Origin of the sequence: Kineosporia babensis, from assembly GCF_021129305.1 — a bacterium.
GTDB classification, from domain to species: Bacteria; Actinomycetota; Actinomycetes; order Actinomycetales; family Kineosporiaceae; genus Kineosporia; species Kineosporia babensis.
The window spans coordinates 58506-85490 of the sequence record NZ_JAJOMB010000018.1 but is presented as its reverse complement, the minus strand read 5'-3'; the positions used below and the strand labels follow the sequence as shown (position 1 = coordinate 85490).

The 26985-nt window shown below is 67.4% G+C and carries 24 protein-coding genes; 12 read left to right on the top strand and 12 right to left on the bottom strand.

The annotated features are described in order from the left end of the window. The first annotated feature begins 10 nt into the window (after positions 1-10). Positions 11-898: a LysR family transcriptional regulator gene (locus LR394_RS28105; RefSeq protein ID WP_231447575.1), complete on the top strand. Its 888-nt coding sequence runs from the start codon at positions 11-13 to the stop codon at positions 896-898. On the opposite strand, the gene LR394_RS28100 is transcribed toward LR394_RS28105, so the two are convergent. The 3 genes from LR394_RS28100 to LR394_RS28090 are packed head-to-tail and all read right to left on the bottom strand — an operon-like array spanning position 883 to position 3546. After that, the gene (locus LR394_RS28100; protein ID WP_231447574.1) at positions 883-1863 is read right to left on the bottom strand and encodes a hypothetical protein; all 981 of its coding nucleotides are present in this window, start codon (positions 1861-1863) and stop codon (positions 883-885) included. The genes LR394_RS28105 and LR394_RS28100 overlap by 16 nt on opposite strands. Before the next feature lie 9 nt (positions 1864-1872). Continuing rightward, a complete protein-coding gene (gene pdxY, locus LR394_RS28095; protein WP_231447573.1) occupies positions 1873-2724 on the bottom strand; it encodes a pyridoxal kinase PdxY in 852 nt (283 codons plus the stop codon). 60 nt (positions 2725-2784) lie between these two features. Then, a complete protein-coding gene (locus LR394_RS28090; protein ID WP_231447572.1) occupies positions 2785-3546 on the bottom strand; it encodes a hypothetical protein in 762 nt (253 codons plus the stop codon). A gap of 426 nt (positions 3547-3972) precedes the next feature. Here LR394_RS28090 and LR394_RS28085 point away from each other — a divergent pair, with 426 nt between their 5' ends. The 9 genes from LR394_RS28085 (at position 3973) to LR394_RS28045 (ending at position 14620) form a co-directional block, all read left to right on the top strand. After that, positions 3973-4623 (top strand): SMI1/KNR4 family protein, encoded by a 651-nt coding sequence (locus LR394_RS28085; RefSeq protein WP_231447571.1) that lies wholly within the window; start codon positions 3973-3975, stop codon positions 4621-4623. Positions 4624-4968: 345 nt separating this feature from the next. After that, the gene (locus LR394_RS28080; RefSeq protein ID WP_231447570.1) at positions 4969-5943 is read left to right on the top strand and encodes a LacI family DNA-binding transcriptional regulator; all 975 of its coding nucleotides are present in this window, start codon (positions 4969-4971) and stop codon (positions 5941-5943) included. 46 nt (positions 5944-5989) lie between these two features. Beyond that, entirely contained in the window at positions 5990-7357 is a 1368-nt protein-coding gene (locus LR394_RS28075) for an alpha-L-fucosidase (RefSeq protein WP_407937141.1), read from the top strand. Next, on the top strand, positions 7354-8244 hold the full coding sequence (locus tag LR394_RS28070) for a hypothetical protein (RefSeq protein ID WP_231447568.1): 891 nt from the start codon (positions 7354-7356) through the stop codon (positions 8242-8244). The genes LR394_RS28075 and LR394_RS28070 overlap by 4 nt, the downstream gene beginning before the upstream one ends. Next, positions 8241-10466, top strand: a complete 2226-nt coding sequence (locus tag LR394_RS28065; RefSeq protein ID WP_231447567.1) for a discoidin domain-containing protein — start codon at positions 8241-8243, stop codon at positions 10464-10466. Before LR394_RS28070 ends, LR394_RS28065 begins: the two co-directional genes overlap by 4 nt. Positions 10467-10521: 55 nt before the next feature. Beyond that, positions 10522-11757, top strand: a complete 1236-nt coding sequence (locus LR394_RS28060; protein ID WP_231447566.1) for an MFS transporter — start codon at positions 10522-10524, stop codon at positions 11755-11757. A 34-nt stretch (positions 11758-11791) separates the two neighbouring features. Further along, a complete protein-coding gene (locus tag LR394_RS28055) occupies positions 11792-12724 on the top strand; it encodes an RNA polymerase sigma factor (RefSeq protein ID WP_231447565.1) in 933 nt (310 codons plus the stop codon). A gap of 73 nt (positions 12725-12797) precedes the next feature. Beyond that, complete coding sequence (locus LR394_RS28050; protein ID WP_231447564.1) at positions 12798-13757, top strand: SAM-dependent methyltransferase; 960 nt, start codon at positions 12798-12800, stop codon at positions 13755-13757. 110 nt (positions 13758-13867) lie between these two features. Continuing rightward, positions 13868-14620 (top strand): phytanoyl-CoA dioxygenase family protein, encoded by a 753-nt coding sequence (locus tag LR394_RS28045; RefSeq protein WP_231447563.1) that lies wholly within the window; start codon positions 13868-13870, stop codon positions 14618-14620. Between the two features lie 28 nt (positions 14621-14648). Here LR394_RS28045 and LR394_RS28040 read toward each other — a convergent pair whose 3' ends face one another. From LR394_RS28040 to LR394_RS28030, 3 genes are all read right to left on the bottom strand, one after another. Further along, on the bottom strand, positions 14649-15878 hold the full coding sequence (locus LR394_RS28040) for a hypothetical protein (RefSeq protein WP_231447562.1): 1230 nt from the start codon (positions 15876-15878) through the stop codon (positions 14649-14651). Positions 15879-16099: 221 nt separating this feature from the next. Next, positions 16100-16699: a DJ-1/PfpI family protein gene (locus tag LR394_RS28035; protein ID WP_231447561.1), complete on the bottom strand. Its 600-nt coding sequence runs from the start codon at positions 16697-16699 to the stop codon at positions 16100-16102. Positions 16700-16766: 67 nt separating this feature from the next. After that, positions 16767-18659 (bottom strand): heavy metal translocating P-type ATPase, encoded by a 1893-nt coding sequence (locus LR394_RS28030; RefSeq protein WP_269329915.1) that lies wholly within the window; start codon positions 18657-18659, stop codon positions 16767-16769. Positions 18660-18789: 130 nt separating this feature from the next. Between LR394_RS28030 and LR394_RS28025 the strand changes: the two genes are divergently transcribed. Further along, the gene (locus LR394_RS28025; RefSeq protein WP_231447560.1) at positions 18790-19155 is read left to right on the top strand and encodes an ArsR/SmtB family transcription factor; all 366 of its coding nucleotides are present in this window, start codon (positions 18790-18792) and stop codon (positions 19153-19155) included. On the opposite strand, the gene LR394_RS28020 is transcribed toward LR394_RS28025, so the two are convergent. From LR394_RS28020 to LR394_RS27995, 6 genes are all read right to left on the bottom strand, one after another. Further along, a complete protein-coding gene (locus LR394_RS28020; protein ID WP_231447559.1) occupies positions 19141-19989 on the bottom strand; it encodes a carbohydrate ABC transporter permease in 849 nt (282 codons plus the stop codon). The two genes, LR394_RS28025 and LR394_RS28020, sit on opposite strands and share 15 nt — an antisense overlap. Then, positions 19986-20912: a carbohydrate ABC transporter permease gene (locus LR394_RS28015; RefSeq protein ID WP_231447558.1), complete on the bottom strand. Its 927-nt coding sequence runs from the start codon at positions 20910-20912 to the stop codon at positions 19986-19988. The genes LR394_RS28020 and LR394_RS28015 overlap by 4 nt, the downstream gene beginning before the upstream one ends. Continuing rightward, the gene (locus LR394_RS28010; protein WP_231447557.1) at positions 20912-22276 is read right to left on the bottom strand and encodes an ABC transporter substrate-binding protein; all 1365 of its coding nucleotides are present in this window, start codon (positions 22274-22276) and stop codon (positions 20912-20914) included. Before LR394_RS28010 ends, LR394_RS28015 begins: the two co-directional genes overlap by 1 nt. 20 nt (positions 22277-22296) lie before the next feature. Beyond that, entirely contained in the window at positions 22297-24315 is a 2019-nt protein-coding gene (locus LR394_RS28005; RefSeq protein ID WP_231447556.1) for a beta-galactosidase, read from the bottom strand. A gap of 120 nt (positions 24316-24435) precedes the next feature. Then, positions 24436-25452, bottom strand: coding sequence for a LacI family DNA-binding transcriptional regulator (locus tag LR394_RS28000; RefSeq protein WP_231447555.1), 1017 nt, complete (start codon positions 25450-25452; stop codon positions 24436-24438). A 37-nt stretch (positions 25453-25489) separates the two neighbouring features. Beyond that, entirely contained in the window at positions 25490-26221 is a 732-nt protein-coding gene (locus LR394_RS27995; RefSeq protein ID WP_231447554.1) for an SAM-dependent methyltransferase, read from the bottom strand. Positions 26222-26346: 125 nt separating this feature from the next. On the opposite strand from LR394_RS27995, the gene LR394_RS27990 reads away from it, so the two are divergent. Beyond that, a complete protein-coding gene (locus LR394_RS27990) occupies positions 26347-26898 on the top strand; it encodes a hypothetical protein (RefSeq protein WP_231447553.1) in 552 nt (183 codons plus the stop codon). Positions 26899-26985 lie beyond the last annotated feature (87 nt).

The following is a 26985-nucleotide window of genomic DNA, read 5'->3' as shown; positions in this document are numbered from 1 at the left end:
ATTTACCCTCATGCACTTAGATCTGAACCTGCTGACCACGCTCAACGCCTTGCTCGAAGAAGGCAGCGTGGCCGGGGCCGCCGACCGACTGCGCCTGTCGCCCCCGGCGGTCAGCCGGGCGCTCGGCCGGATCCGCAAGCTCACCGGAGACGACATCCTGGTGCGCACCGGCCGCACGATGATGCCGACGCCCTACGCCCAGGCCGTCCGCCAAGAAGTCAGCGACCTGGTCCGGCAGGCTCAGGCCGTACTCACGCCACACCGCGAACTCGACCTCGCCACGCTGGAACGAACCTTCGCCCTGCGCTGCCACGACGCCCTCGCCATGTCCCTGGCCCCAGCCCTGCTGAACACCATCGCGCAGCAGGCGCCCGGCGTACGGCTGCGGTTCCTGCCCGAAGCTTCCGGCGACTCGGACGACCTACGCCACGGCCGGGTCGACCTCGAAATCGGTGCTGACGCGCCGGAACAGCCGGAGTTCCACTCAGAAGTCATCGGCCACGACCGTCTTGCCGTGGCGATGCGCCGAGATCACCCGCAGACCGGCACTCTCGACCTGGAGCAGTACGCCGCACTGACGCACGTGGTGGTTTCCCGCCGGGGTCGGCTCACCGGCCCGATCGACGAGATCTTGGCCGAGCACGGCCTGCGCCGTCGGGTAATCGCCTCGTTCGGCACGGCCGCGGCCGCTGCTCAGGTCGTCCGCGACAGCGAAAGTCTGCTGACCACGCCACTGGCCGTGACGCGTCCATTGGTAGTGGCTTTTGATCTGATCACCGTGGACCTGCCGTTCGCACTGCCGGACGCGCCGATCGTCGCGGTCTGGCACCAGCGGCACAACAGCGAACCCGCCCACATCTGGCTGCGTGAGCGGGTCCGGGATCACTTCGCCGGCTGACGATCCACCGTGCCGTCCGGGCGCAATGTCACCCAGGCTCCGTCCTGGCCGAACACCCGCAGCCCTTCGATCGCCGGCTCATGCACCCGCCGTCCGTCCAGGCCAAAGACGACCGACTCGTTCTCCTGGCTCATCATCACCGCCCCAGTGACCGGGCTCAACGAGACCGTCCACTCTCCGGCCAACAGCTCTTCCCAGGCCAGCGCACCGGTTTCGTCGTACCTCCAGACCCGGGTCCGATCCTCCCCGTCCGACAGCATGTTCCGGGTAAGCGTCACCGTTGCGCCGTGCAGCCAGGCCATCGTCGGCAGCTTGTGGTCCTCCACCGGCCAGTGCCGCCGGGTTCCGTCGGCCATCACGACCACGAGCCCGTGGCCCAGTGCGGTGGCCGTGACGTCGCCCTGATCGGAGACGTCCATGGTGATCACCGGCCCGGGCAGCAGGCCCTGGACAACCGCGCGCCATTCGCCGTCGAGCCGCCGGAACACGAAGTACTCCGCCTCCTGCGACTCTCCACCGAACCGATAGAGGACGCCCGCCTCACCTCCGGGTGAATCGGACCATTCCATCTGCGCAGTAGGCAGTTCGATGACCTCGTTCGCACCGGACGAACGCACGAGATCGACCTGGCCGGAACCGTCCTGATGGCCTCGCAGCATGAGGTGATCGTTCAGCGACGGCCCGGCCAGCACGCGCATCCGCCAGGTTCGGGGCACATCCCACTCCCGCACCCCCTCGGACCCGACCGTCTCCCGCGGCAGCGGATCCGGCTCGTCCCAGAGCTCGATGCGCGACGAGAGGATCGCCCGGCTCCACCCGTCGACCCCGGCGACGTAGGAGCCCTCCTCGGGCATGCGGCCCCGCCAGCTCCGGCGGCCCTGCGGGTCCACGATACGTATCTCGTCAGAAGGTCCGTCGAGGACCACCGTGCCCTGCGGCCCAGTACCGATCAGGTAGTGCTGCATGCCCCAGGTTTAGCGCACCTGCTCGGCCCCGAACTGCAGGCGCGGCGTGGCATAGAACTCCTGAGCCTGAACCAGCTGCAGCTCACGCTCACCGGAGCGGTGCGTCAGGTCGATCAGGTCGTACACGCTCGAGGCGGTGCGCTCCAGCGCCACCGACGCCTTGCCGCTCTCCTGCAGGTGCGCGGTGAACAGCGCGGCCGTGACGTCGCCTGAGCCGTTGGCCTTGAACGGCAGGTACGGAGTACGCACCACCCAGGCGCCGCTGCCGTCGACCGCCAGCATCTCGATCGTGCCCTCGGGCCGGTCCGGTCGCTCGACGCTGGTCACCAGCACGGTCGAGGGACCCATCGCCCGGGCCAGGTCGACCGAGGCCAGGGTGGACTCCATCGTCGTCGGCTCGGTGCCGGTCAGGAAACCCAGCTCGAACTGGTTGGGGGTGATGATGTCGGCCACCGGCACCACCCGGTCGCGCAGCAGGTCAGGGATCTCCGGGGCGACGAAGCAGCCGGACTTGGCGTTGCCCATCACCGGGTCGCAGGCGTACACCGCCGAGGGGTTGGCGGCCTTCACCCGGCGCACCGCGTCGATGATCACGTCGGCGATCCCGGTGCCGCCCTGGTACCCGGACAGCACGGCATCGACCTGCGGGAAGACCCCGCGCTCTTCCACCCCGAGCAGCACCTCGGCCACGTCGGCGGGCGAGATCAGCGGACCCCGCCAGGCCCCGTAGCCGGTGTGGTTGGAGAAGTTCACGGTGTGGACCGGGACGACCTCAACACCGATGCGCTGCAGCGGAAACACCGCGGCGGAGTTGCCGACGTGTCCGTGGGCCACCGCCGACTGGATGGAAAGAACCTTCATCGCGCCACCATACCGCCGTCACTCAGCGCATCCTTGGCCCGATCCGATGTGGTCTGAAGGTCAGCGCACGACGGTGAGCCAGGCTTGGGCGCTTCTGGCGGGCGCCTGGCCCTTCTTCTTCCTGACTTCGATCCGGTAGTCGTTCCCCGGCCTGCCGGGAGCCGCCAGCTTGAAGAGCGCCCGGCCGTTGGCATCGGTCCGAAAATCACGGATCGCCGGCGGATCCTCCCCACCGCTGCGGGTGCCCGGATCGGCGGTTTCCCGGGACTCGCCGCTGAACACCTCGTACATCGTGTAGTCCCGTAGCCCGCTCACGACGACCTGGACTTCTGAACCGACCTGGACGCTGTCGCTGCTCAAGCCGAGGGACGGCTTGCGCGGGGTGACGGTGATCCAGTCGTTGGCCCCCTTGACCAGGTCGGCGCCCTTGACCTTCCGCACCTCGATCAGATGATCGTTCTTCCAGCTCAACGGCACGACGAACCGCGCCGAGTGCTTGCCTTGCGCGTCCGTCTTCACCCGGGCCAGCACCGTCAGCGGCTTCGTGACCGACAGCTTGGTCGTCGATCGGTCGGTACGGGACTTGCGGGCGATCACCTCATAGGTCGTGTTCGACCGCAGATGTGCAAGGTCCACCCCGAGCGTGCGACTGGCCGCAATGGAACGCGCGCTCAGCGTCAGCATCGGCTGCGCGGCCAGCGCTCCCACGAGCGTCAGCGCCGGAGGTGCGGCCTGCACACTCGGAGCAGCATGGGCGACGCCGGTCGTTGACCCGAGAATCGCCGAAAGCCCAACAGCCGCAACACCAAGACGAACCGTCATTTGCCCATTCCTCCCCCGAAGAATCCTCATGGCAGACGAGCGGTTCGCCCATCAACGTGATGACGGCCGCCCACCAGGCGCCATCTTCGCAGCCTTGGCGATCGAATACCCTCCGCGAAACGCGCTGTCAACTGAATGCTTTTCGCCATTGGAGCGAGGAAGACTGCACCTTCCCCATACCTGGCAAATTGTCCCGACATAAATGGAGACATCTCGTTGAATGCAGCAATCGGAGACCGGTGGGTCCTACGGTGGCCCGGACAGTCTTCACTTCTGTGGCAAGGCAGGAGTAGTTGCCGAGCAACGAGTTCGACGAGTGGTGCATCAACCGACCTTTCGGCAACAGTTGCCCTGTAGCGGATCGCGTGTGACCCCGTGGTTACGCCATCCGTCGCCTTTCCAGCGCGTGAAAGTTGAGGTTCAGGCATGTCCCAAGTCCGCGAGCTCCTCAATGAACTCCAGCAGCTATGGCTCGCGGCGGGCGCGCCGGTCCAGGATCTGGCCCCCGGCGCCTCCGCGACCCAACTCGATGACGCCGAAGCAAGCCTGGGCTTTCGACTCTCGCATGAGGTCCGCGATTGGTTCACCTGGAGCAACGGCTACCTGCGTCCCACAAGCCCGCCTCCATCGGGCCGCGGGTGGTTCTCCTGGCCCAACATGTTCGACGCCATCAGCGTGCAAGACATGATCCGCGACTACCAGACACGTCAGCAGGAGGCCGAGGCCGACAGAAACACCCACCTCGAACCGTATCCGGAGTACGAGCCGGCCTGGATCAGCTTCACGCGCCCATCCAAGTACCGACTGATCGCGGACTGCACCGCAGCGCGCGAGAACCGTGAAGCTCCCTCCGGCCTGCACTACATCGATGATATGGAGCCCGAGGACTGGCACCGCGTCGCCGTGCCATCGATCAGCGAACTGCTCCAGACATGGCTACGGCTTACCCAGCAGAACGCCATCTGGTTCAACAGCGACCGCCAGGAATGGGACTGCCGGTACGACGCCACCGCGCACGGATACGCCTGGGCCGCAACCGTCCTCCCCGAGGCCGACCCCATGCTTCCCCGCATCTGACCATCAAGACCCACGCGCGTCCCGGCTCTTGCTCGCCAGGACACCCAGCCAGCCACGTCCCAGAAATCCGAGCAGCCCGAACGCCATCGGTATGCCCCCATGCAGATATTCGTACTCATCCGGAACCTCGACGTCGCTTCGTCTATCGATCAGCTCTTCCGGTTTGGTCGAGGAGCCTCGACGTAAGCGTGTGTTATCGGTGCCACACATACCAGCGGCCTTAGTATCACTGGTGGCATGCGGCCCAGCCCGACGGCGTCGCCGCCAGAGAGGACCGGCGGTGCGGGACACGGATGAGGGGCGTCGATGAACCGGGGTGAGGGCTCAAGGCAGCGGCAGCCGAGCATGGCGGACGTGGCGCGGACGGCCGGGGTCTCGGCGCAGACGGTGTCGCGGGCTCTGCGGGACTCGCCGAACGTCAATCCGGAGACTCGGCGGCGGGTGCTGGCGGCGGTGGAGCAGCTCGGCTATCGGTTCAACAGTGCGGCGAAGGCTCTTGCTTCGGGGCGTAGTCACACCATCGGCCTGGTGCTGCTGCAGTCCGGCGGGTACTACTCGCGTTCGGCGGTGATCGCCGGGGTGGAGGCTGCGGCCGGGGCGGCCGGGTACGCGGTGAGTGTGGCGACGATCGGTGGGCTGGACACCGGGCAGCTGGAGCGCTCGCTGGCCAAGCTGGCTGATCAGGGGGTGGACGGGCTGGTGATCGCGGTGCCGTTGGTGTCCGTGACGCAGAAGATCGAGGGCATTACGCGTGATATCCCCACCGTGACGGTAGACGGTTCACGCAGCGCGGGCGCCCGGCTGCTGAGCATCGACCAGCGCGAGGCCGGGCGGGTGGCCACGCAGCATTTGCTGGATCTGGGGCATCGGCAGGTGTGGCACGTGTCCGGGCCGGACGAGTGGATCGAGGCCCGGCAGCGCCGGCAGGGCTGGCAGGAGTGCCTGGCCGCGGCGGGGATCGAGGCGCCGCCCGTGCTGGAGGGTGGCTGGTCGCCGGAGTCGGGGTATCGGCAGGGGCAGATCCTGGCGATGATTCCGCAGGTCACGGCCGTGTTCGTGGCCAGTGACGAGATGGCTTTCGGGGTCGTCCGGGCGCTGCGGGAGCGAGGCCGGGAGGTGCCTGGCGACGTCTCGATCGTGAGCGTGGACGACATCACGCTGGCCGGGTACTGCTCGCCACCGCTGACCACGGTGCGCCAGGACTTTCACCGCTTCGGCGCGGCGGCGGTGGACCTGCTGCTGAAGGCGCCGGAGGCGGGACCGGCCCCGGAGCCGATGGAGACCACGTTGGTGGTCCGGGGATCCACGGCCTCGGCCTAATTACCCAACACAACGGACAAAAGCAAACTCTTGCGGCGTTGGTGTTATGGATGCCATCGTAACAACGTTCCCTGAAGGACCAGTCTCCTTGGGAGTTAGCGTGGCACTGAACGGCGCCGACCTGGCCGCGATCCGGCCCAGCCCCCGGCAACTGGCCTGGCAGCAGTTGGAGTTCTACGGGTTCATCCACTTCGGCATCAATACGATGACCGACCGCGAGTGGGGCCTGGGCCATGAGGATCCGGCGCTGTTCGACCCGGCTGCTTTGGATGCCGACCAGTGGGTGCGAGCGCTGAAAAGTGCTGGGATGCGGGCGGTCATCCTGACTGCCAAGCATCATGACGGTTTCTGTCTGTGGCCCAGCCGGCAGACCAAGCACTCGGTCGCGTTCTCTCCCTGGCGGGATGGGCATGGCGATGTGGTGCGGGAGGTGTCCGACGCCGCCGCCAGGCACGGCCTGAAGTTCGGGGTCTACCTCTCCCCCTGGGACCGCACCGAGGCCAGTTACGGCTCAGGCGAGGCCTATGACGACTTCTACGTGGCCCAGCTGACCGAGCTGCTGACCAATTACGGCGAGATCTTCTGCGTCTGGCTGGATGGTGCGAACGGTGAAGGTCCCAACGGTAAGCGGCAGGTCTATGACTGGGACCGGTATTACGCGGTGGTCCGAGAGTTGCAGCCCAGCGCGGTGATCAGCGTGTGTGGGCCGGATGTGCGCTGGTGCGGGAACGAGGCTGGGCACACCCGGGCCGATGAGTGGAGTGTGGTCGGCCGGGCGCTGCAGTCGGCGGAGCGCACGGCCGAGTATTCGCAGCAGGTGGACGACGGTGAGTTCGCCAAGGTGGTGCGCAGCGACGAGGACGATCTGGGCAGCCGGGAGGCGCTGGCCGGCGCCGGGGGTGATCTGGTGTGGTACCCGGCCGAGGTGAACACGTCGATCCGGCCGGGCTGGTTTCATCATCCGGCCGAGAACGGTTCAGTGCGGCCGGTGGAGGAGCTGTTCGGAATCTACCAGCATTCGGTCGGCGGTAATGCGGCCTTCCTGCTGAACGTTCCCCCGGCCCGCGACGGTTTGATCCATCCGATCGACGTGGCCACCCTGGACGGTCTGGGCCGGCGGATCGACGATTTCCGTTCCCGTTGCAGCGGTCTGGACCTGGCTGAGGAGACCGAGATCGAGGCGGTGGTTCTCGGTGAGGATATTTCCCAGGGCCAGCGGGTGGAGCACGTCATCGTCGAAGGGCGCACCGATGGACGCTGGATTCACCTGGCCGAGGCCAATTCCGTCGGGTACCAGCGGATCCTGACTTTTCCGGCAGTACGGGTCGACCGAGTGAGGCTCACCGTGACCAAGGCGCGCGACGAACCGGTCTGGGCCACAACGTCTATAGTTCGGACCGGGGCCCTGCAGTGAAACGGCTCGCGGCCGTGCTGCTGGTCTGCGTGGTTGCCGCTGTCGGTGCCGTTCTGGCCTTGCGCGGCAGCAACAGCCAGGTGGCCACCCTGGACGGGCAGGCGATCAGCCGGGACGAGTTGCTGTTCCAGATGCAGCGTCTGGATCGCACCACCAGCTGGAACGGTGACGTGGCCCGACTGGCCGACCTGGCCCTGGACGAGATTCGTTCCGGTCAGGCGACATTGGCTCTGGCTCGGGAGCATGGCCTGGTCGAGGAGACCACCTATGAGGCCTTTCTCGAAGAGGTCGAGGACGAGAACACGACCCGGGGGTCAGCGCAGACCGTCTACGGGGTGAAGGACTTCAGCCCGCAGGAGTACTACTCGAAGCGGATGAGCGAACTCACCACCCAGCTCCAGCGGACGATGCTGGTGAACGACGCGGAGGTTCGCGAGCGGTTCGACGCCGATCGCGCTGCCTGGAGCGAGAACGCCACCACTTACGCCTATACCGCACTGGTGCTGCCGGCTTCGGCCCGGCCTGAGAAGGTTACCGACCTGGATGACATCACCACGAACGAAAAGCGGCTTACAAAGGCGGAATACAGCAATGGTGACACTACCGGGGTGAACCCGCACGACCAGGAGCTTTCCTCGATCCTGAGCACGCTGTCCGAGGGGGAAATCTCAGAGCCGGTCATCGGCGCCCAGGAGATCACGTATTATCAGCTCGACGGCAAAACCGTTGACGAGGAGACGGCTTTCGAGGCCTACGCGTCGCGGATCCGGCAGGTGCTGAGCGCGGAGAAGCTCGACGCCCTGCTCGAACAGCGGATGGGGGCCAGTGACTTCACCGTCGATGCCTCGGCGGTGGACGCCATCGATGCAGAGGATGTGCAGGGTTGAGACTCCGGATACCGGGCCTGATCGCTCTCCTGGCCGCGCTGATCGCCGTACCTCTTCTGGCCGCGCCCGCCTCGGCGGCCACGCAGAACAAGAATCCCTACGGCGGAATCGATTACTACCTGGACGCTTCGGGCGGCAAGGACTCGGCCGCGGGAACCAGCCCGAAGAAGGCCTGGCGCACGCTGGCCAAGGCGAACGCCACCACGTTCCGGCCCGGCGACCGGATTCTGCTGAAGGCCGGTGAGCAGTGGAACGACGAGCAGCTGTGGCCGAAGGGCTCTGGCAAGCCGGGTAAGCCGATCACGATCTCGTCCTACGGGAAGTCCCAGCGCCTGCCGTACATCGCCACCAACGGCAAGGTGCCGAGCCCGTTCCGGGCCGACGGCACCAAGAACCCGGAGACGGTGGGCCTGACCGGGGCGATCGTGCTGCGTAACCAGGAGTACTGGGAGATCAACAACGTCGAGTTGTCCAACGACGACGACTTCGCCACCGACATCACCTCCGGAACGTACGTGCGGGACGGCATCGCGGTCTCGATCAACGCGGACAAGCTGGCCGCCGGCGCGGACACGATCATGAACCACTTCCGGATCAACGACGTGTACGTGCACAACACCGACGGTCCCAGCACCTGGCAGAAAATTCATTACGGTGCGGTCAATTTCCAGGTCTTCGGTAGCAAGAACTACAAGGAGTACCCGACCGGCGGCCACTATTTCGAGGACGTCCGGATCGAGGACAACACCTTCGAGAACGTCGAGCTGCACGCCGTCCAGTTCGCCTTCAACTGGTTCGGCGCCGAGGGCACGGCCTCGGGGCAGTACGACGAGGCCGGCAAGTTCCACGAGGGCTGGGAGCAGCTCTGGGTACGCACCCGGGACCTGTACAGCCGCAACGTGTACATCGGGCACAACTACTCCGAGAGCATCGGCCAGGGCGCGATCCAGCTGGCCAACACCAAGAACATGACGGTGGAGTACAACGAGGTCAACGGCTTCCTGGAACGCTACGACGCGGTCTCCTGCGGCCTGTACCTGTGGGCCGGGGCGGACTCGGTGATGCAGTTCAACGAGGTGTACGGCGGGCCCGCGAACGAGTACGACGGCACCCCGTGGGATCTGGAGTACACCAACTTCAATGTCACGTACCAGTACAACTATTCGCACGACAACGCGGCCGGCTGGATGGCCTACATGGGCAACAGCTCGAACTCGGTCGCCCGGTACAACCTGAGCGTCAACGACAACGGCGTGCTGGTGAAGAACATGCTGTCGACGAACTACTCCCCCACGTACTTCGTCAACAACACCTTCGTCTACGACGGCGCCCAGCTGGACCAGGTGCACGACGAGCGGTTCCTGAGCAAGGTCTACTTCCTGAACAACATCTTCTACAACACCTCGAAGACGAAACCCACCACCTGGTACCGCAAGGACGGCGCGCTGCGGCAGGCCGTGTTCTCCAACAACGCCTACTACGAGGCCGGGGGCACCCACTCACTTCAAGAACCTGCGGACGCTCGTGGCTTGCGAGTCGATCCACAGTTCCGGGGCGATCCGGCCAAGTACGTCAAGGGCGCTGGGGTGGACAAGATCCGCACGGCGGCCAAGCATTTCGCGCTCAAGAACACCTCGCCGCTGATCGATGCCGGACGCTACAACCCGAGCCTGGGCGACAAGGACTTCCTGGGGACGCACCTGTACTACGGCAAGGCACCGGACATCGGGATGGCGGAGAGCAAGATCGGTAAGAAGGTTGCCGATCCGGTGGACGACGACCCGATTGAGGACGAGGAACCGGGCGGGACCAACCTGGCCCTCGGCCAACCGGTGACGGCCAGCTCCACCCACCCCGGAGCCAACGGAACGCTCGGCGCCGAGAACCTGACCGACGGCGAGATCAGCACCCGCTGGGCCGCGGCCGACGACGCCACCTACCCGGTCACCCTCGACGTCGACTTCGGCGAAGAAACGGCCTTCTCCGGGGTGGTGCTCGACGAATACACCGACTCCGGCACCAACCCGCGCGTGCAGACCTTCGAACTGCAACGCTGGGACGGCGCCGCCTGGGTGACGTTCGCCCAAGGGTCGGACGGGATCGGCCAGGATCGGACCGTGAGCTTCGACGAGGTCACCACCACCCGCCTGCGCGTGGCGCTGACCTCGATCAAGGCCACCGAGACGTACGCGCCGACCCTGACCGAGATCGTCGTGCGCTGATCTGACGTGTGTACGGCCGTACCCATACGTCACAAGTTTGTGTACGGTCGTACGCATGACCACCCTGTCCGCCACCCGCCCGGACCTGGCCACCCGCCGGGCCCGGGCTGCGGTCGCCGCGTTGTTCTTCACCAACGGCGCTTTGTTCGCCAACGTGATTCCCCGCTATCCCCAGATCAAGACCGATCTGGAGATGAGCAACGCGGTCTACGGGCTCACCGTGGCGGCCTTCCCCACCGGCGCCCTGATCGCCGGTACCGCAGCCGGGGTGGCCATCCGCCGGCTCGGCTCCGCCCGCGCAGCCGTCTTCGGCACCCTGCTCACCGGCCTCGGCGTCCTCCTGGCCGGCCTGTCCCCCGTCCCCCTGCTCTTCGCCCTGGCCCTGTTCGCCGCAGGCAGCTTCGACGCCATCACCGACGTCGCTCAGAACGCCCACGGGCTGCGGGTTCAGCGTCAGTACGGCCGCTCGATCATCAACTCCTTCCACGCCACCTGGTCGATCGGCGCGGTGACCGGAGGCTCGATGGCAGCCGGGGCGCTGGCCATCGGCCTACCGATCGGCGTGCACCTGGGCCTCTCAGCGGCCCTGTTCGCCGTGGTCGCGCTGGTCGCCCTGCGCTTCTGCCTGCCCGGCCCAGACGTCGAACCGGCCACCCACGAAGGCCCCCACGCCACCCGTCCCACCAAACTCAGCTCACGGACGATCCTCCTGGTGACTGCGCTGGTCATGATCGCCACCGCTGGCACGCTGGTCGAAGACGCGGGCAACTCCTGGGCCGCGGTCTACCTCTCGGACGAACTGAACTCGCCCGCCTCGCTCGCCGCCGCCGGGTACATCGCCCTGGTGGGAGCCCAGTTCATCGGCCGCTCGTTCGGAGACCGCCTGGTGGACCGGTACGGCCAGGCCAACATGGCCCGGGCCGGCGGCCTGCTGGTGGCGGCCGGAATGGGCCTGGCTCTGGCGGTGCCGACCATCCCCACCACGATTCTCGGCTTCGCCGCGGCCGGGATGGGCACGGCCACGCTGGTCCCGGCCGCGATGCACGAGGCCGATGAGCTGCCCGGCCTCAAACCCGGTACCGGCCTGACCTTGGTCTCCTGGCTGATGCGGCTGGGCTTCCTGCTCTCGCCGCCGATCGTCGGGGCCGTCGCCGACGCCAGCAGCCTGCGCATGGGCCTGCTGGTCGTGCCGCTGGCCGGGCTCTTCGTCATCCTCCTGGCCCGGGTGCTCTCCCCAGCCAAGACCCCAGCCAGTGCCCCCGCCGAGCAAGCCAGGACGGCCGAGCCCTGATGCGCTTACGGCAACGACCGGCGATCATGCCGGTGTGACGGACGATGATCTGGTGCGGCTGGCGCAGGCCGGTGACATGGCGGCGTTCGCCGGGCTGACCGAACGGCACCAGGCCGCGCTGCGGGCCACTGCGATCGCTCTGCTCGGATACACCGACGAAGCGGACGACGTGGTGCAGGACGCCCTGATCACCGCCCTGCAAAGGTTGCCCGAGCTCCGCGAGCCGAGCGCCTTCGTCCCCTGGTTGAAATCGATCGTGCGCAACAACTGCCGGGCCCACCTGCGTTCCCGCCGAGCCGTGCCGATCGCCGATCCGGGGTTCTTCCTGCCGCCATCGGCGTCCGTCGCCGAGGAGAAGCTGGCGCAGACCGCGACGGCCGAGTGGATTCGCCATGCGCTGAAGGGGCTTTCGGCGCCGATCCGCGAGGTGATGATGCTGCGCTACTTCAGCGGGGTGTCCTCGTACCGGCAGATCGCGCAGTTGTGCGCCGTCTCGACCGAGACGGTGGGCAGCCGGCTCCGGGACGGGCGGCGGGCGCTGGCCCGTGAACTGCAGCGCACGGCCGAAGCCGCGCACAGTGCGGTCGAGGACGAGGCGCGGGCCTGGCACCGGGAGTCAGCCCAGATCGTGGACTCGATGGTGGCGGGCACCTTCGACCGGGTGGTGCAGGACTGGTACCACCCGGATGCCCTGATCGACGTCATGGGCATCATGCACGGGCGGCGCACGCTGCTGCTGGACATGCTGGAGTGGACGTTCAGTGCAGACGTCGGAGTCCGGCTGCATCACACGATGGCCAGCAAGGATCTGCTGTTGTGGGAGGCGGACTTCATCAACCCGGCCTCGGATCCGGAGCACTGCCCACCGACCATGGCGGCGCTGTTCACCCTGGAGCAAGGGCGGGTGGCCCGGATGGGCATCGCCTACGGTACCCATCACCCGCATGAGACCCAGATCACACGATAGGCGGCGCAGATTCTCCGGCCGGGCCGCATCTTGCTCCGTTCGCAGGTACTGACCACGGAACGGAGACCACCTGATGACTGTCATGGACGCACTGACCGCCCGCGCGACGGTACGGGAATGGACGAAGGGCGCCCAGACCCTCGCCATTCTTGAGGCCGTGCACCGGATGGGCTGGCTGGAGCAGCTGCGCGAGCCCACCCCCGCCACCGAGTTCACCACCGCGCAGTGGTCCGGTAACCGTGTGAGCGGGGTACTCGACGTCCTCAAGCAAGCTGGCGTAGTGACCGAGGTACCCGGCGGCTACCAACTCGCACCCCCGTTCGCCGCCCTCCTGACCGGAGCATCGGGCGTCTCCCTGGAGACCGTTCTCGACGCCGTCAGCCTGGATCTGGCCGCGCTGGAGAAACTCGACCAGGAAGAGCTGGAGCTGACCGGAGACGCGGCTCTGATCGTCGCGCGCGACGCGGGGGTGGAAGCAGATCCCGTGACGCAGATGCTCTACCGCTCGGTGTACGACGCCATGCCCGAGGTCTCGGCCGTACTGGAGTCCGGTGGGCCCATGCTCGACCTGGGTACGGGAGTCGGTGGCGCCCTGCTCACCACCGCGCAGCTCTACCCCCAGCTGCAACTCGTCGGGGTGGACATCGTGCCCGAGGTCATCGCCGAGGCCGAACGCCGCCGCGACCAGCTGGGCCTGAGCGAACGGGTGCAACTGCGGTGCGCAGACGCCCAGACTCTGCCCGATCAAGGGACTTTCCGGGCCGCCTACTGGGCTCAGTGCTTCTTCCCCGACGCCAGCCGCACCGCCACCCTCGCCATGCTGCGCCGCGCCCTGACCACCGACGGGCTGCTGGTGCTGCAGGAGCAACTGTCCGGCCCGACCGACACCGTGCAGCAGGGACAGCGCGGGATCAGCGCCGGCCACACCGCGGAAGCTCTTACCGCAGAGGCCGAAATGGCCGGATTCGTGCTCGTGCGACAGGTGGCCACGAACCTGGGCAACCTGACTGTGATGCGCAACCAGCCCGAGTGACGATGGGTGCCTAGCCTCCCGCCCCGACCTGATCGCCACCGGGAAGGGGCGGGCGGCCCCGACCTTTAAATCAGTGGACGGCCGCCAGGGTTCGCGGGACCCTCCTGGTCGTGGACGACGCACTCATCGAACAATTCAGCCGGGACGGCTACCTGAAGTTCGAAGGGGCCGTTCCCGCAGAGGTTGCCGCGGAGTGCGCCGGCCTGTTGTGGAAACGGATCGGTCTGTCGCCGGAGGACCCGGCCGGCTGGACCGAGCCTGTCCACTGGGTCGATGGGATGGGCGGGCCGGCGTTCGAAGCGGCTGCCAACGCTCCCGCCCTCGTCGACGCCTTCGACGCCCTGGTCGGACCTGGACGCTGGGTCCGCCGCAGCGCAATCGGCTCCTTCCCGCTGCGCTTTCCGCACCAGAGCGAACCGAACGACGCCGGCTGGCACATCGAGTCCAGCTACCCCTCACCGGACGGCTCGCAGTACCTCACCAACTATCGATCCAAGTCCCGCGCCCTACTCATGCTGTTCCTGTTCAGCGAGGTCACGCCGGAGAACTCACCGACCTGGATCCGGGTGGGCTCACACCACGACATTCCCAAAGTGCTTCAGCCGTACGGCGAGGCGGGCGAATCCATCTTCACCTTCGCCGCCGAGGTGGACCAGGCAAGCGCCCACCGCCCGATCGCCTACGCCACCGGCTCCCCGGGCGACGTCTTCGTCTGCCACCCGTTCCTGGTCCACGCAGCGCAGCCCCACCACGGCACCACGCCGCGATTCATGGCCCAGCCCGGCCTGGACCGCGCCGTCGAGGTCGACCTGGCCCACGACCAGCTCTACCCGGTGGACCAGCTGATCAAAGCTGCTCTCTAGAGCCGCGGCCGAAAGAGGTATCAGTCGATCAGCTTGAAGTGTTCAGCTGAGCCAGGTGCCAGAGGCTGCGGTGGGTCTTCGGGTCGGAACCCTTGGTCCACATGACGAAGTCATGAGCGGGATCACCTTCTACAGAGCTGTTCCCGCGGTTCTTGGCAAACCAGAAGAGTCTCTTCGTCGCCATGTTCAGGTAGTACTCGGTCGGATCACCGTTGCCTGAGCCGTTGCCCCACAGAACGCCGGTTCGGGTAAGGGAAAGCTTCCCGCTGCCCCCAACATCGTCGGCAGTGATCACGGTAGTCACCTCCGTCGTGTCCAGATCCATGACGAAGATCTGACCGGGTTGTGACTCCTTGCTGTTCCACCCCTCGTCACCGATCTCAGGGGATCGGACCGCCCAGGCCAGATAGGCTTCCGAACTGGCGACTTCGACGATGTCCGAGGTTCCGACCCGGCTGCCGCGGACCAGAATCTCGTCCCTACCGTCGCCGGACACCGCCTTCCGGTGAATTTCGTAGGTGTCCGAGGCGCGTTCCTCCTGAGCCGCGTAGATCAGGTCACCACCGGCCCGGGCCGGCATCACCGCGTTCTTCGCCACGGTCTCGACCTTGCCCTTACCGGACAGCCGGGTCCGGAGAACATTGAATTCCCAGTCCTTCTCGGCCTGCGGGTCCGGTGTCGTCGTCGTGGCAACTGTGGCCGCCCAGTACACATATTCACCGATAACCACGGGATAGGTGCCCCCGGTCACGGGCAGCGGTCGCGCAGCTCCCTTCAGAACCTGGCTGTGTGCCAGTTCCCGGGCAGCAGAACCATCGACTCCCGCAGTCCACAAGCTCCATTCCATGAACAGGATGTCGGTGCTGGGTGACTCGATCCAGACCAAGCGATCGTCCACCTGGGTCAGCGCCGTGACCTGACGTTCGGACCCGGCCAGAACCCCTTTACTCTCGCGACCGGTTCGGGCCGACGCTTCGAAGCCCTCGGATTCCGTCCACCGGCCGATCCGGGTGAACGAGTTCAGAGTGGAACCAGCGCCGTCCAGCGGATCGGCACTGTCCTCCGTGGCGAGAAAACTCTTCTCGCTCGTGATGCCGTGAAGGATCAGGACCCGGTCGTCCGCATTGGTCTTGGGACGAAGAGTGGTGGCTTCGGTCGTGAGCCGAGCATCGGAAGCATCCGAGACCTGGACGGTGAAATCCACCTTCCGATCGATCTGGATCTGCCCGGCCTTCGAAGGCGCCGAAGCTGCTGGCATCGGGTCCTCAGGCGCCTGGCCAGCCGGTGACGACGTCCCGGAGCAGGCGCCAAGGAGCACCGCACAGGTGAGAGCCAGAACCGGGATCAGTCGTCGTTCCTGCACCATGACCAGACCGCACCGTTCGGTTGAAAGAGACTTGTCGGCCTGATTCTCCTTCATCTGCTCCGGCAGCCACGACCACGCCTTCGAGTTCGACAACGCCCCCCTGACACTAGGCTCTAGACAGGCGGTTCGGGGTCGTACTGAATCCCGCGGCGCACTTCGACGGCCCGGTCGGGGAAGCTCAGGCGCGAGACCAGGTGCAGGGCCATGTCGATGCCCGCCGAGACACCGGCGCTGGTGATCACGTCGATGTCGTCGACGAAGCGGGAGGTCTCGTCGATCTTGATGGTGCTGTCCAGGGCAGCGAGTTCGTCGAGGGCACCCCAGTGCGTGGTGGCCGGACGGTTCCTCAGCAGGCCGGCCGCGGCGTAGACCAGCGAGCCGGTGCAGACGCTGGTGATCAGGCTGGTGCTGGCGGCCTGATCACGCACCCAGGCCAGATGTTCCTGATTACGGCTCAGAGGACGGGTGCCCCGGCCTCCGGGATGAAGCAGGACTTCCAGCGCGGGTGCGTTCGCGAACGAGTGGTCGGGGGTGATGCGCATGCCCTTGGCGCAGGTCACCACCTCGCCGCTGGGCGAGAGAGTGATCACCCGGTACTCGTCTTCCGGGTGGTTCAGCGTCCAGTAGGCCAGCACTTCCCAGGGGCCGACGGCGTCGAGTTCCTCCACCCCGTCGAACAGCACGATCCCGATGACCTTCGATGACTCCGTCATACGGCAGCAGCTCCCAAGCATTCCGGCAGATCGGCATTCTCTCCCGGACCAGCGCCGTAGCCCAGAGCTACCGCCAGGCTTTCTCACGGAGCAGCCGCAGCCCGTTCAGCCCGACGATGATGGTCGAGCCCTCGTGCCCGGCCACCCCGAGCGGCAACGGCAGGTGGCCGAACAGATCCCACAGCACGAGCACGGTGATGAAACCGGCCGCGATGCAGAGATTGGCGATCACCACCCGACGGGCCCGGCGCGACAGGGCGATCACCGCCGGAACAGCCGTGAGGTCGTCACGGACCACGACGGCGTCGGCGGTCTGCAGAGTCAGGTCTGAGCCGGCACCCATCGCTACACCGGAATGCGCAGCGGCCAGGGCCGGGGCGTCGTTGATGCCGTCACCCACGAACAGCACGCGCTCGCCGTCGTGCTGCATCTGCCGGACCTGGCCGAGCTTTTCTTCGGGCAGCAGTTCGGCCTTGCTGACCTGGAGACCGGCCTGGCTGGCGACGTGCTCGGCGGCGGCTGCGTTGTCGCCGGTGAGCAGCACGGGCGGTTGCTCGGTGAGCGCGGTGACGGCGGCCACGGCTTGGGCGGCGTTGGGGCGTAGCCGGTCGGTGAAGCTGAGTACGGCGCTCAATTCGTGGTCGATTTCCACCAGCACCGCGGTCCTTCCGGCTTCCAGCGCGGGGATGGACTCGGACCGGGGTGAGCGGACGGTGACCTGCGACCCGTCCACCATTCCGGCGACCCCAACGCCCGGGTGGGCCGCGAAATCGACCGCGGCCGAAACCTCGAGCCCGCGCTCCTGGGCCGCCCGCACCACAGCTCTGGCCAGCGGATGTTCGCTGAAGCGCTCGACTGCGGCGGCCCGCCGCAGCACCTCGTCCTCGGAAATCTCGCCCAGCAGGCGTACTTCCGCCAGAACCGGAGTGCCCTGAGTGAGGGTGCCGGTCTTGTCGAAGGCGACGCGGGAGGTGGTGCCGAGGCGTTCCATCACCACGGCCGACTTGATCAGCACGCCGTGGCGGCCGGCGTTGGCGATCGCGGCCAGCAGCGGCGGCATGCTGGAGAGCACGATGGCGCAGGGCGAGGCCACGATCATGAACGTCATGGCCCGCAGCAGCGCGTCCTGGAACGTCTCGCCGAACAGCAGCGGGATGCCGAACAGGGCCAGGGTGGCCACCACCATGCCGATCGAGTAGCGCTGCTCCACCTTCTCGACGAACAGCTGGGTGGTGGCCTTGGTCTTGCTGGCCTCCTCGACCAGGTTGGCGATCCGGGCGACGACCGAGTCCTCGGCCCGCCGGGCGACCCGTACCCGCAGCACGCCGGTGCCGTTCAGCGTCCCGGCGAAGACCTCGTCGTTCACGACCTTTTCGACCGGCAGCGACTCCCCCGTCACCGTTGCCTGGTCTACGTCACTGGCGCCCGCGACCACCACACCGTCGGCGCCGATCCGTTCGCCCGGGCGCACCAGGATCTCGTCGTCCACGGCCAGTTCGGCGATCGGCACCTCCTCCTCCACGCCCGTGCGCACCCTGACAGCCGTCTCGGGGGCAAGGTGCAGCAAGCCACGCACAGAGTCCTCGGTGCGGGCGGTGGCCAGGGCCTCCAGGGCGCCGGAGGTGGCGAAGATGACGATGAGCAGGGCGCCGTCCAGCACCTGGCCGATCGCGGCGGCGCCGATCGCCGCGACCACCATCAGCAGATCGACGTCGAGGGTCTTCTCGCGCAGCGCCTGCAGCCCGGCCAGCGCCGGTTCCCAGCCACCGGCCGCGTAGCAGGCCAGGTACAGCGTCCAGCTGAGCCATTCGGGCGCGCCGCTGAACTGAGCCACCAGCCCGAGTACGAACAGCCCGAGCGCGGCCCCGGCCCAGCGCATCTCCGGCAACTCGAGCCAGGGCGTGCGGTGCGGACGGGTCTGGACGGGGGCGGGGCGGGCGGCAAGCGCAGTGGGCGCCATCGGGCGAACCTCCGGTCGGCGGCGGAGGTTGAGAAGTTATCAGAACATCTGAAGATATGTTCATATGAGCCGACGGCCCTACGGGACCTTCGGCCCTGGTCATCCGGACCACCAGGTAAAGTGCCTGCTTGTGGGACATGGAGTGCAGGGACGCGATCGGCCTGCTCAGCGGCTGGATGCGGAGACCGCTGCCTTCGTGGCGACCACGTTGCAGGCGCTGGCCACCCCGAGCCGGTTGCTGATCCTCACCGAGCTGCGGCAGGGGCCGCGGGCGGTGAGCGATCTGGCCGAGGCGGTGGGCATGGAGCAGTCGGCGGTGTCACATCAGCTACGGCTGCTGCGCAACCTCGATCTGGTGGTGGGCACCCGGGCCGGGCGCAGCATTGTCTACAGCCTGTACGACAACCACGTGGCCCAACTGCTCGACCAGGCCATCTACCACAGCGAGCACCGGCGCCTGGGCGTCACCGACAACGCCTCCTCAGCCCTTCACTGACCCGGCCCCCAGACCGGACTGCCAGTAGCGCTGCAGGAAGACGAAGGCGATCACCAGCGGCACCACCGAGACGAACGAGCCGGTGATCACCGTGGAGAACAGTGCCTCGGAGCCGCCACCGGCGGCGCTGGCGGCCTGCTGCTGGGCCAGGCCCACGGTCAGCGGGTACAGATCCGAACTGTTCAACATGATCAGCGGCAGGAAGTAGTTGTTCCAGGTGGCGACCAGGGTGAACAGGAACACCGTCACGATGCCGGGCCCGAGCAGCCGCAGCCCGATCTGGGCGAAGATCCGCAACTCCCCCGCGCCGTCGATCCGGGCCGCCTCGATCAGCGCGTCGGGCACCGAGTCGGCCGCGTAGACCCGCATCAGGTACACGCCGAACGGGCTGACCAGCGAGGGCACGATGATCGCCCACATGGTGTTGGTCAGGTTGGCGGCGTTGAAGATCAGGTACGTGGGCAGCGCCAGGGCAGTCAGCGGAATCATGATCGCGCCGAGAATGACGCTGAAGTAGAGCTTGTCGCCCGGGAAGCGGTACTTGGCGAAGGCGTAGCCGGCCATGGTGGCCAGCAGCGAGGCCCCGGTGGCGCCGGCGAAGGCGTAGATCGCGGTGTTCAGGGTCCAGCGCAGGTACTGGCCGTCGCGGAACTCGAACACCGCCCGCAGGTTGTCGGCCAGGGAGAACCGGTCGCCGAACCAGAAACCGAACGAGGTGAACAGGTCTGAGTTGTCCTTGGTGCTGGACAGGGCCAGCCAGGCCAGCGGCAGCACGAAGTACAGCGCCACCAGCCACAGCAGCACGGTCAGCAGGGTGCTGCGGCGCCGGGTCATGCCAGCCTCCGGTTCTGCGCGGACTGCACCAGGTAGGAGATCACGGCGATCACGGTGCCGAGCAGGAAGGCCAGTGCGGCAGCGTAATTGACGTCCTGCTGGGTGAAGGCGATCGAGTAGGCGTAGAAGTTCGGGGTGTAGTCCTCACCGATCGCATTGGGGGCGGCCGAGCGCAGCAGGCTGGGCTCGTTGAACAGCTGGAAGGTGCCGATGATCGAGAAGATCACGGTGAGCAGGATGGCCGGGCGGATCGCCGGGACCTTGATGCTCCAGGCGATGCGGACCGCCCCGGCGCCGTCGATCGCCGCCGCCTCGCTCAGTTCGGCCGGGACTGCGCGCAGCGCGGCGTACATGATGATCATGTTGTAGCCGACGTACTCCCACGTCACGATGTTCATCATTGAGCCCAGGATGCTGCCCGGGGCCAGGAGATCCGGCGCCCCGAGGCCGAGGCGCTCGGCGACCTGGGCGATCGGTCCGTAGTCCGGGCCGTAGAGGTAGCCCCACATCAGCGTGGCCACCACCCCGGGCACGGCGTAGGGCACGAAGTACAGCAGCCGCAGCGTTTTCGCGCCCCGGGCCAGGCCGCTGTCCAGAGCCAGGGCGAGGAACAGGGCCAGGCCGAGCATGATCGGCACCTGTACGACCAGGAACAGGGCCACGCGTCGCAGGCCGTCCAGGAAGGAAGGATCGGTGAAGGCCCGGCGGTAGTTCTCCAGCCCGGCGAACTGCCGGCCGCCGATCAGCTGGGTCCGGAACAGGCTGAGGTACGCCGAATAGGCCAGCGGGGCCAGCAGCATGGCCGTGAAGAAGATCAGGAAGGGCAGCACCAGGATGTACGCCGCCCGATGCTGGCTGCGCACTGCGGGCGAGACTTTGTGAACGACCTTGGCGCGGACCGGGCGGGCTGCGGTCAAGGTCATCAGTTCACCTCGAAACCCTGCTGCTGGGCGTACTTCTCCAGATCGCTCTGCCAGAGGTCGGCGGCCGCGCCCAGGTCACCCTTGTTGGTCATCGCATCGCCGATCGTCTCGTTGAACCGGCTGTACGCGTAATCCATGAACGGCAGCCACTGGAAGTCGGTGTTGACCGTGGGCGCGATCTGCGAGAACAGTTCGTTGACCGGCTGGCCGCCGAAGAAGTCGGACTTGGCCTCGGTGAACGCGGAGTCTTCCAGCTGCGCGGTCTGCACCGGGAAGAGGTTCTGCTGCTCGTTCAGCATCCGGGTGGACTCGGGATCGGTGTTCAGGAACTCGGCCAGTTCGTAGGCGGCGATCGGATTTTTGGACGTCGCGAGCACGGCATCGCTGGAACCGCCCCAGTTTCCGGCGACCGGCTCTCCGGACGACCACTGTGGCAGCGGCGCGGCCTTCCACTTGCCCGCGGTGTCTTTCACCGTTCCCTGCAGGAAGACCGGGGCCCAGGCGGCGGTCAGCCAGCCGGCGTACTTGTCCCGGGAGAAGCCCTGGTACCAGGAGTCGGTGAAGTCCGGATCGGTGGAGACCAGGTCCTGCGCGATCAGATCCTGCCAGTAGGCATAGACCTGCTTGGCGGCATCGCTGTTCACGTCGATCGTGACGGTCTTCTCGCCGTCGAACCCGAACGGCTGGGCACCCGCCTGCCAGAGCAGCCCGACCATCGCGGCGGGTTCGTTCGAGGCGAGATTACTGATGTAGGAGTCGGTCTTGTCCCGTACCGTCCGGGCGTCCGCGGCGTACTGCTCCCAGGTCTGCGGTGCCTCGGTGATGCCGGCTTCCTTCAGGATGTCGGCGCGATACAGGTTGCCCATCGGCCCGGAGTCCTGCGGCAGCCCGTACACTCCCCCGCTGGGCGCGACCTGGTTCCAGATCCATTCCGGGTAGTTGGCCTTGAGATCGCCGGCGCCGTACGGGGTCAGGTCGAGCAGCGACTTGGTGATGGTGAACGAGGGGATGTACTGGAACTCGACCTGGACCAGATCGGGGGCGCCCTCGCCGGACTTCAGCGCGGTGCGCAGCTTCTGGTACTGGGCCAGGCCCTGCCCGACGTTCTCCACCTTGACATCGATGCTCGGATACTTGGCCTCGAACAGCGCCACCTCGTCCTCGATGTTCGGGACCCAGGTCCAGAACGTCAGCGTGGTGGGTGTGTTCAGCGCCTCGTCGATCTGCGCCTGGTTCACCGGCGCCTGGGCCGGGCCCTCCTGCTCGTCGCTGGAGGAGGAGCAGGCGGCCAGGCTCACGGCGCTCAGCACGGTCACGACCGTGAGAACCGTTCCGGCAGCGGGCTTCGTTGCACGCTTGCGCATCGCGTTTCACCTTTCTCGGATCATTCGAGGAGCAGGTGGGTCCCCCAGGACGGGAGGGTGATGCTTTCTCCGGTGGCACGTTTGACGCTGATCTCGTCCCAGCTCCAGTTGAACAGGAACCAGGCGCGGCGACCGTCCTTGAGCGTTCCGGACGAGACGGTGACCGGCAGCGAGCGCTCGGGCAGCAGTTCGTCGGCGGTCTTGTCCGGTACCAGCCAGTGGACGATCGCGGTCGCCAACTGGTTGTCGGGAACGGTGCCGACGGTGGTGATCCGGCCGGCGCCGTGGCTGGTGGTGGTGACTGCGGGGAACTCCCCGAAGCGTGGGTGCGTATACCTGGCCACGGTTTCGGCGTCGTCCACGATCAGGCCGTCGATCCAGCCGGTGGCGGCACCGGTGAGGTCTCCGCTCACCTCGATCGGTGCGCTCAGGTTGGAGTACTCGTCATAGTGGACGCCCGCAGGTTCACCAAGGATGGCCGGCGCGACCGCGATCCGGGCGCGGGCTTCCTCGTCGCCGTATCCGGTGCGGATGCCGAGCACCAGATGTCCGCCGGCAGCGGCATAGTCGCGCAGGAGTTCCAGTTCGGCGTCGTCGGCCACGTAGAGCGCTGGGGCGATCAGGACGGGGTGCTTCTCGGCCAGCGCCTGGGCGCCCAGTTCGGTGGCCTGGGTCAGGTGGAGGATCCGGGCCTGGGCGCCGGCGTCGATCACGCCGCGGTGGTAGGCGTCGAAAATGCGCTCGTAAGAAGCGGGGTCGGGCTTTCCGTCCGAGGTGGCAAGCGGCGGGAAGAACTGCAGGGCCCAGTTGGAGGGGTTGGACCAGAGCAGGGCGACGTCGGTGTCGGGCTCGAAGCCGTCCAGGTCCAGGTCTTTGAGCTGGTTGCCGATCTCGGCGACCTCGCGGTAGATCCGGCCGGGCTGGAGCGAGTGCGGGATGACACCGCCCCAGTAGGTTTCGGTGCCGTAGGGCAGGGTGTGCCAGTGCCAGTACTCGATCATCGAGGCGCCGCGGCTGATCAGCGCGAAGGCGGCCTGGCGGAGCTGGCCGGGCCACGGCGGGCGGTTGTTCCAGCTGCCGTCGATGCTCTGGGCGTTGGTCTCGGTGACCAGGAACCGTTCCTGGCGGGAGGAGTAGAGCCGGTCGGCCTGGCGGAAGAGCCCGGCGATGCCGCTGGTGGTCCAGCCGGAGAGGGTGGGCAGGTCCTGGGTGGCGTCGAGGTGGTCCTGCATGGCGTAGTACGGGTTGCCGGCGGTCACGTCGAGGGTGTTGGCCAGGGCGTGGTCGTCGGCGGCGGGGCGGGGGTAGCTGATGCAGGTGGTCACGAACTGGCCGGGCCGGGCGTAGGAGCGCACCAGATCGGCCTGCCAGGCGATGAATTCGGTGGTCAGGTCGGCCTGGTAACGGCGCCAGGCCAGGTCGTACTGGGGCAGGGTGTTGCCTTCGGGGCGCCACAGCTCGGACCAGTCGGCGATCCGGTGCGACCAGTAGGTCAGGCCCCATTCGCGGTTGAGGGTCTCGACGTCGCCGTACTGCTGCTTCAGCCGGCGCACGAAGCGGGTGAAGGCGCCGTGGTTGTGAAAAAGGAGCAGGCCGGGCTCGTTGTCGACCTGGTAGCCGATCACCGCCGGGTGCTCGGCGTAGCGGGCGATGACGGCCCGGATCACCCGCTCGGCGTGGAAGCGGAAGGCCGGGTGGGAGTAGTCGACCTCCTGGCGGCCACCCCAAGCAACCGGGCGGCCGTCCGGCTTGTCGGCGGCGATCTCGGGGTAGGCCTGCTGCAGCCACGGCGGTACGGCGTAAGTGGGGGTGCCGAGGATGACCTTGATGCCGCGCTGGTGGGCGCCGTCCAGCACGGGAAGCAGCCAGTCCAGGTCGAATTCGCCGTCGCGCGGTTCCCAGGTGGACCAGACCGACTCGCCGACCCGGATCACGGTGAAGCCGGCCTGCTGCATCAGGTCCAGGTCCCGATCCAGCTGCCCGGCCTGCTCCGGGCGGTGGTACTCGGCGTAGTAGGCGGCACCGTACAGAACTGTCATGACCCGAACTCCTGGCTTCATCGACTGGCGTCGCGAAGCACGCTACCTCAGTTTTGTGAGCGCTCACTTTTCCGTTATGTTTTTGTTACCTTTGTGACTTGGCTTGCGGACGGCGCGGATTCAGCCCTTGGCCGGGCCGCTGGAGGCCCGGGGCATCAGGGTGGCGGTCATCGCCGCCGGCGCCGGCGCCCGTCCCTCGATCTGCGCGAGCAGCCGGCGGAACGCGTCCCGGCCCTGTTCCTCGAAGTCCAGGTGCACGGTGGTCAGCGGCGGGCACAGGTAGGCGGCCTCGGCCATGTCGTCCATCCCGGTCACCGACACATCGGCCGGCACCCGCAGCCCGGCCTCGCTCAGCGCCAGCACCGCACCCATCGCCATCTGGTCGTTCGCCGCCACCACGGCCGTGATGCCCTCGTGCAGCGGCAGAGCGTGAGCGGCCGCGTACCCGCTGGCGGCCGACCAGTCACCGTGCGCCTTGGCCACGGAGTGCAGCGAGCGCTCCCGAAGTGCGATGTCGTAGGCCAGTTCCCGGTTGCGGGCGGCCACCCAGCTGCGCGGGCCGCCGATCAGGAAGAAGCGCTGGTGCCCGAGCGCGGCCAGGTGTTCCACCACCAGGTCCATGCCGCGGGCGTTGTCCTGCTCGGGGCCGGCGAGGGTGTCGTCGCGTTCGGCGTTCACCAGCGTGGTCACCCGGAACTCGGCCTGGGCCAGGGCCTGGACGAGTTCGTCGGTGGAGGCCAGGGCCAGGATGCCGGCCACGTCCGGGCCGGCGCTCTGGCGCAGCGCGTCGTCGATGGCGGCGCGGTCGGTGACGTCCAGGGTGACGATGTCGAGCAGGTAGCCGGCCCGGCGGGCTTCGGCGTTGGCCCCCTGCAGCACCCGGCCCGGGCCGACCAGCCCGATCTCCTGGGTGAGGACGGTGATCCGGCGGGACGTGCGGGAGGCCAGCGACCGAGCGCTCAGGTTGGGGGTGTAGCTCAGCTCGTCCAGCGCCCGCAGCACGCGCTGCCGGTTGGCCGGGCGGATGCCTTCCTCGCCGCGCAGGTACCGGCTGACGGTCTGGTGCGAGACGCCCGCCAGCCGGGCCACGTCGTAGATCGTCGGTGGGCGCCCGGCGGTGCTGCGTACCTCGCCCATCGCTGCCTCCGTCGTTTGGTGGCAGCCAATGTAGGGGTCAGCCCGCCGGACTCAGAATCAGGGTGACGAAGCCGAAGGAGTCCCGGTAGCCGCCCAGCCAGCCCTCGCGGTGTTCCCGGGCGACGGCCAGGGCCTGCTCACCGGCCGGGGTACCCGCTTGCTCCAGCCCCCAGGCGGCGAGCGTTCCGGTCCAGGCCCACTCGTACGCGTCGAGTTCGGCGCGGGTGCTGGTGTGCCCGTGCACCGGCGTCCACCCGTCCTCGGTGACCGATGCGACCAGGCCGGCCAGATCGTCCATCGGCCCGATGATCTCCAGTGCTTGCTCGCTGGGCGGGTTTTCCCAGTACCCGTCGCCGATCACGACCACTCCCCCGGGGGCCAGATGCCGGCGGGCGGCCTGCAGGCTCGGCAGCAGGCCGCCGAACGCGTGGCTGGAACCGACCACGAACACCACGTCGAACCGTGCTTCGGGAGCCAGCCCCGCTGCGTCCTCTGCTCTGATCTGGAGCCGATCGCTCATCCCTCGCCGCTGTGCCTCGGTCCGGGCGTGCGCGAGTGCGGGTTCGGAGACGTCGATCCCGACGGCCTGGGCCTCGGGCTGCAGTTCCAGGGCCCGCAGCAGCCATTCGGCGCTGCCGCAGCCCAGATCCAGCAACTGGGTGCGGTGTTCCAGAGCCCGATTGAGGACGTCGGTGACGGCCTGGTCACTCAGCGGTGCGGCGATCGGGTGTCGGGTGTGGGCGATCCGGGAGACCTGCTGCCTGTCCATCGCGGCATGCTTTCGATCTTCGTGGGCGCGCGCCAGCGAAATACCGAGCGTCGATCTACTAAGTTTTCCTCCTGCCGCTCCCGACCGGGCGGTAGCCGTCTCGCTCAGATAGGGCCACTGCCTCCATGCAAGCCGCGAACTCGCACGAAACCGTTCTGAGGGCTCTGGAACTGGGCACCGCGACCAGCTGGGACGCCCACGCCGAGCTGCGGAGGCTGATCTCCGAGTTCGGCCCCGGCCTGCAGGAACTACGCCGCGCCGCGGTCACCGCGCTGGCCTGTGCCGCGGGCTCCGACGCCACCGCCGACTTCGCCGCGCTGCTGGCCGACCCGACCCGCTCGGTGCGTGAGTGTGCGGCGGACGTGCTGTACAACGTGGGCGACGGGCGGGCCTGGGAAGAGGTGTTCGCCTACTTCCAGGACGAGGTGCACCGGCGAGGCTCGAAGCGGGCCGCACTGCCGCCGGCCATGCCTTTGTCCTATCTGCTGGTGCAGGCCGAGTCGGGTTCGGACGGGGCGGTCCGGCTGGTGACGTTCCTGCGGGAGGAATGGGTGCGGCTGTCGGCGTTCGAGCGGCAGTGGCTGGACGAGCACGCTCCGGACGTGGCCCCCGGTGGGTCCCGGCCCGCAGCGGTGAAGCTGCCGCACCGTTCCGATCTGGAACTGGTGACGCTCTGACGCCGGGTTGACGAGGCGGCTGGGTGAACGTGCAACCACCTGGCCGCCGGGTTTTGTACATTAGCTGGGGCAACTTTGGACTTCCCC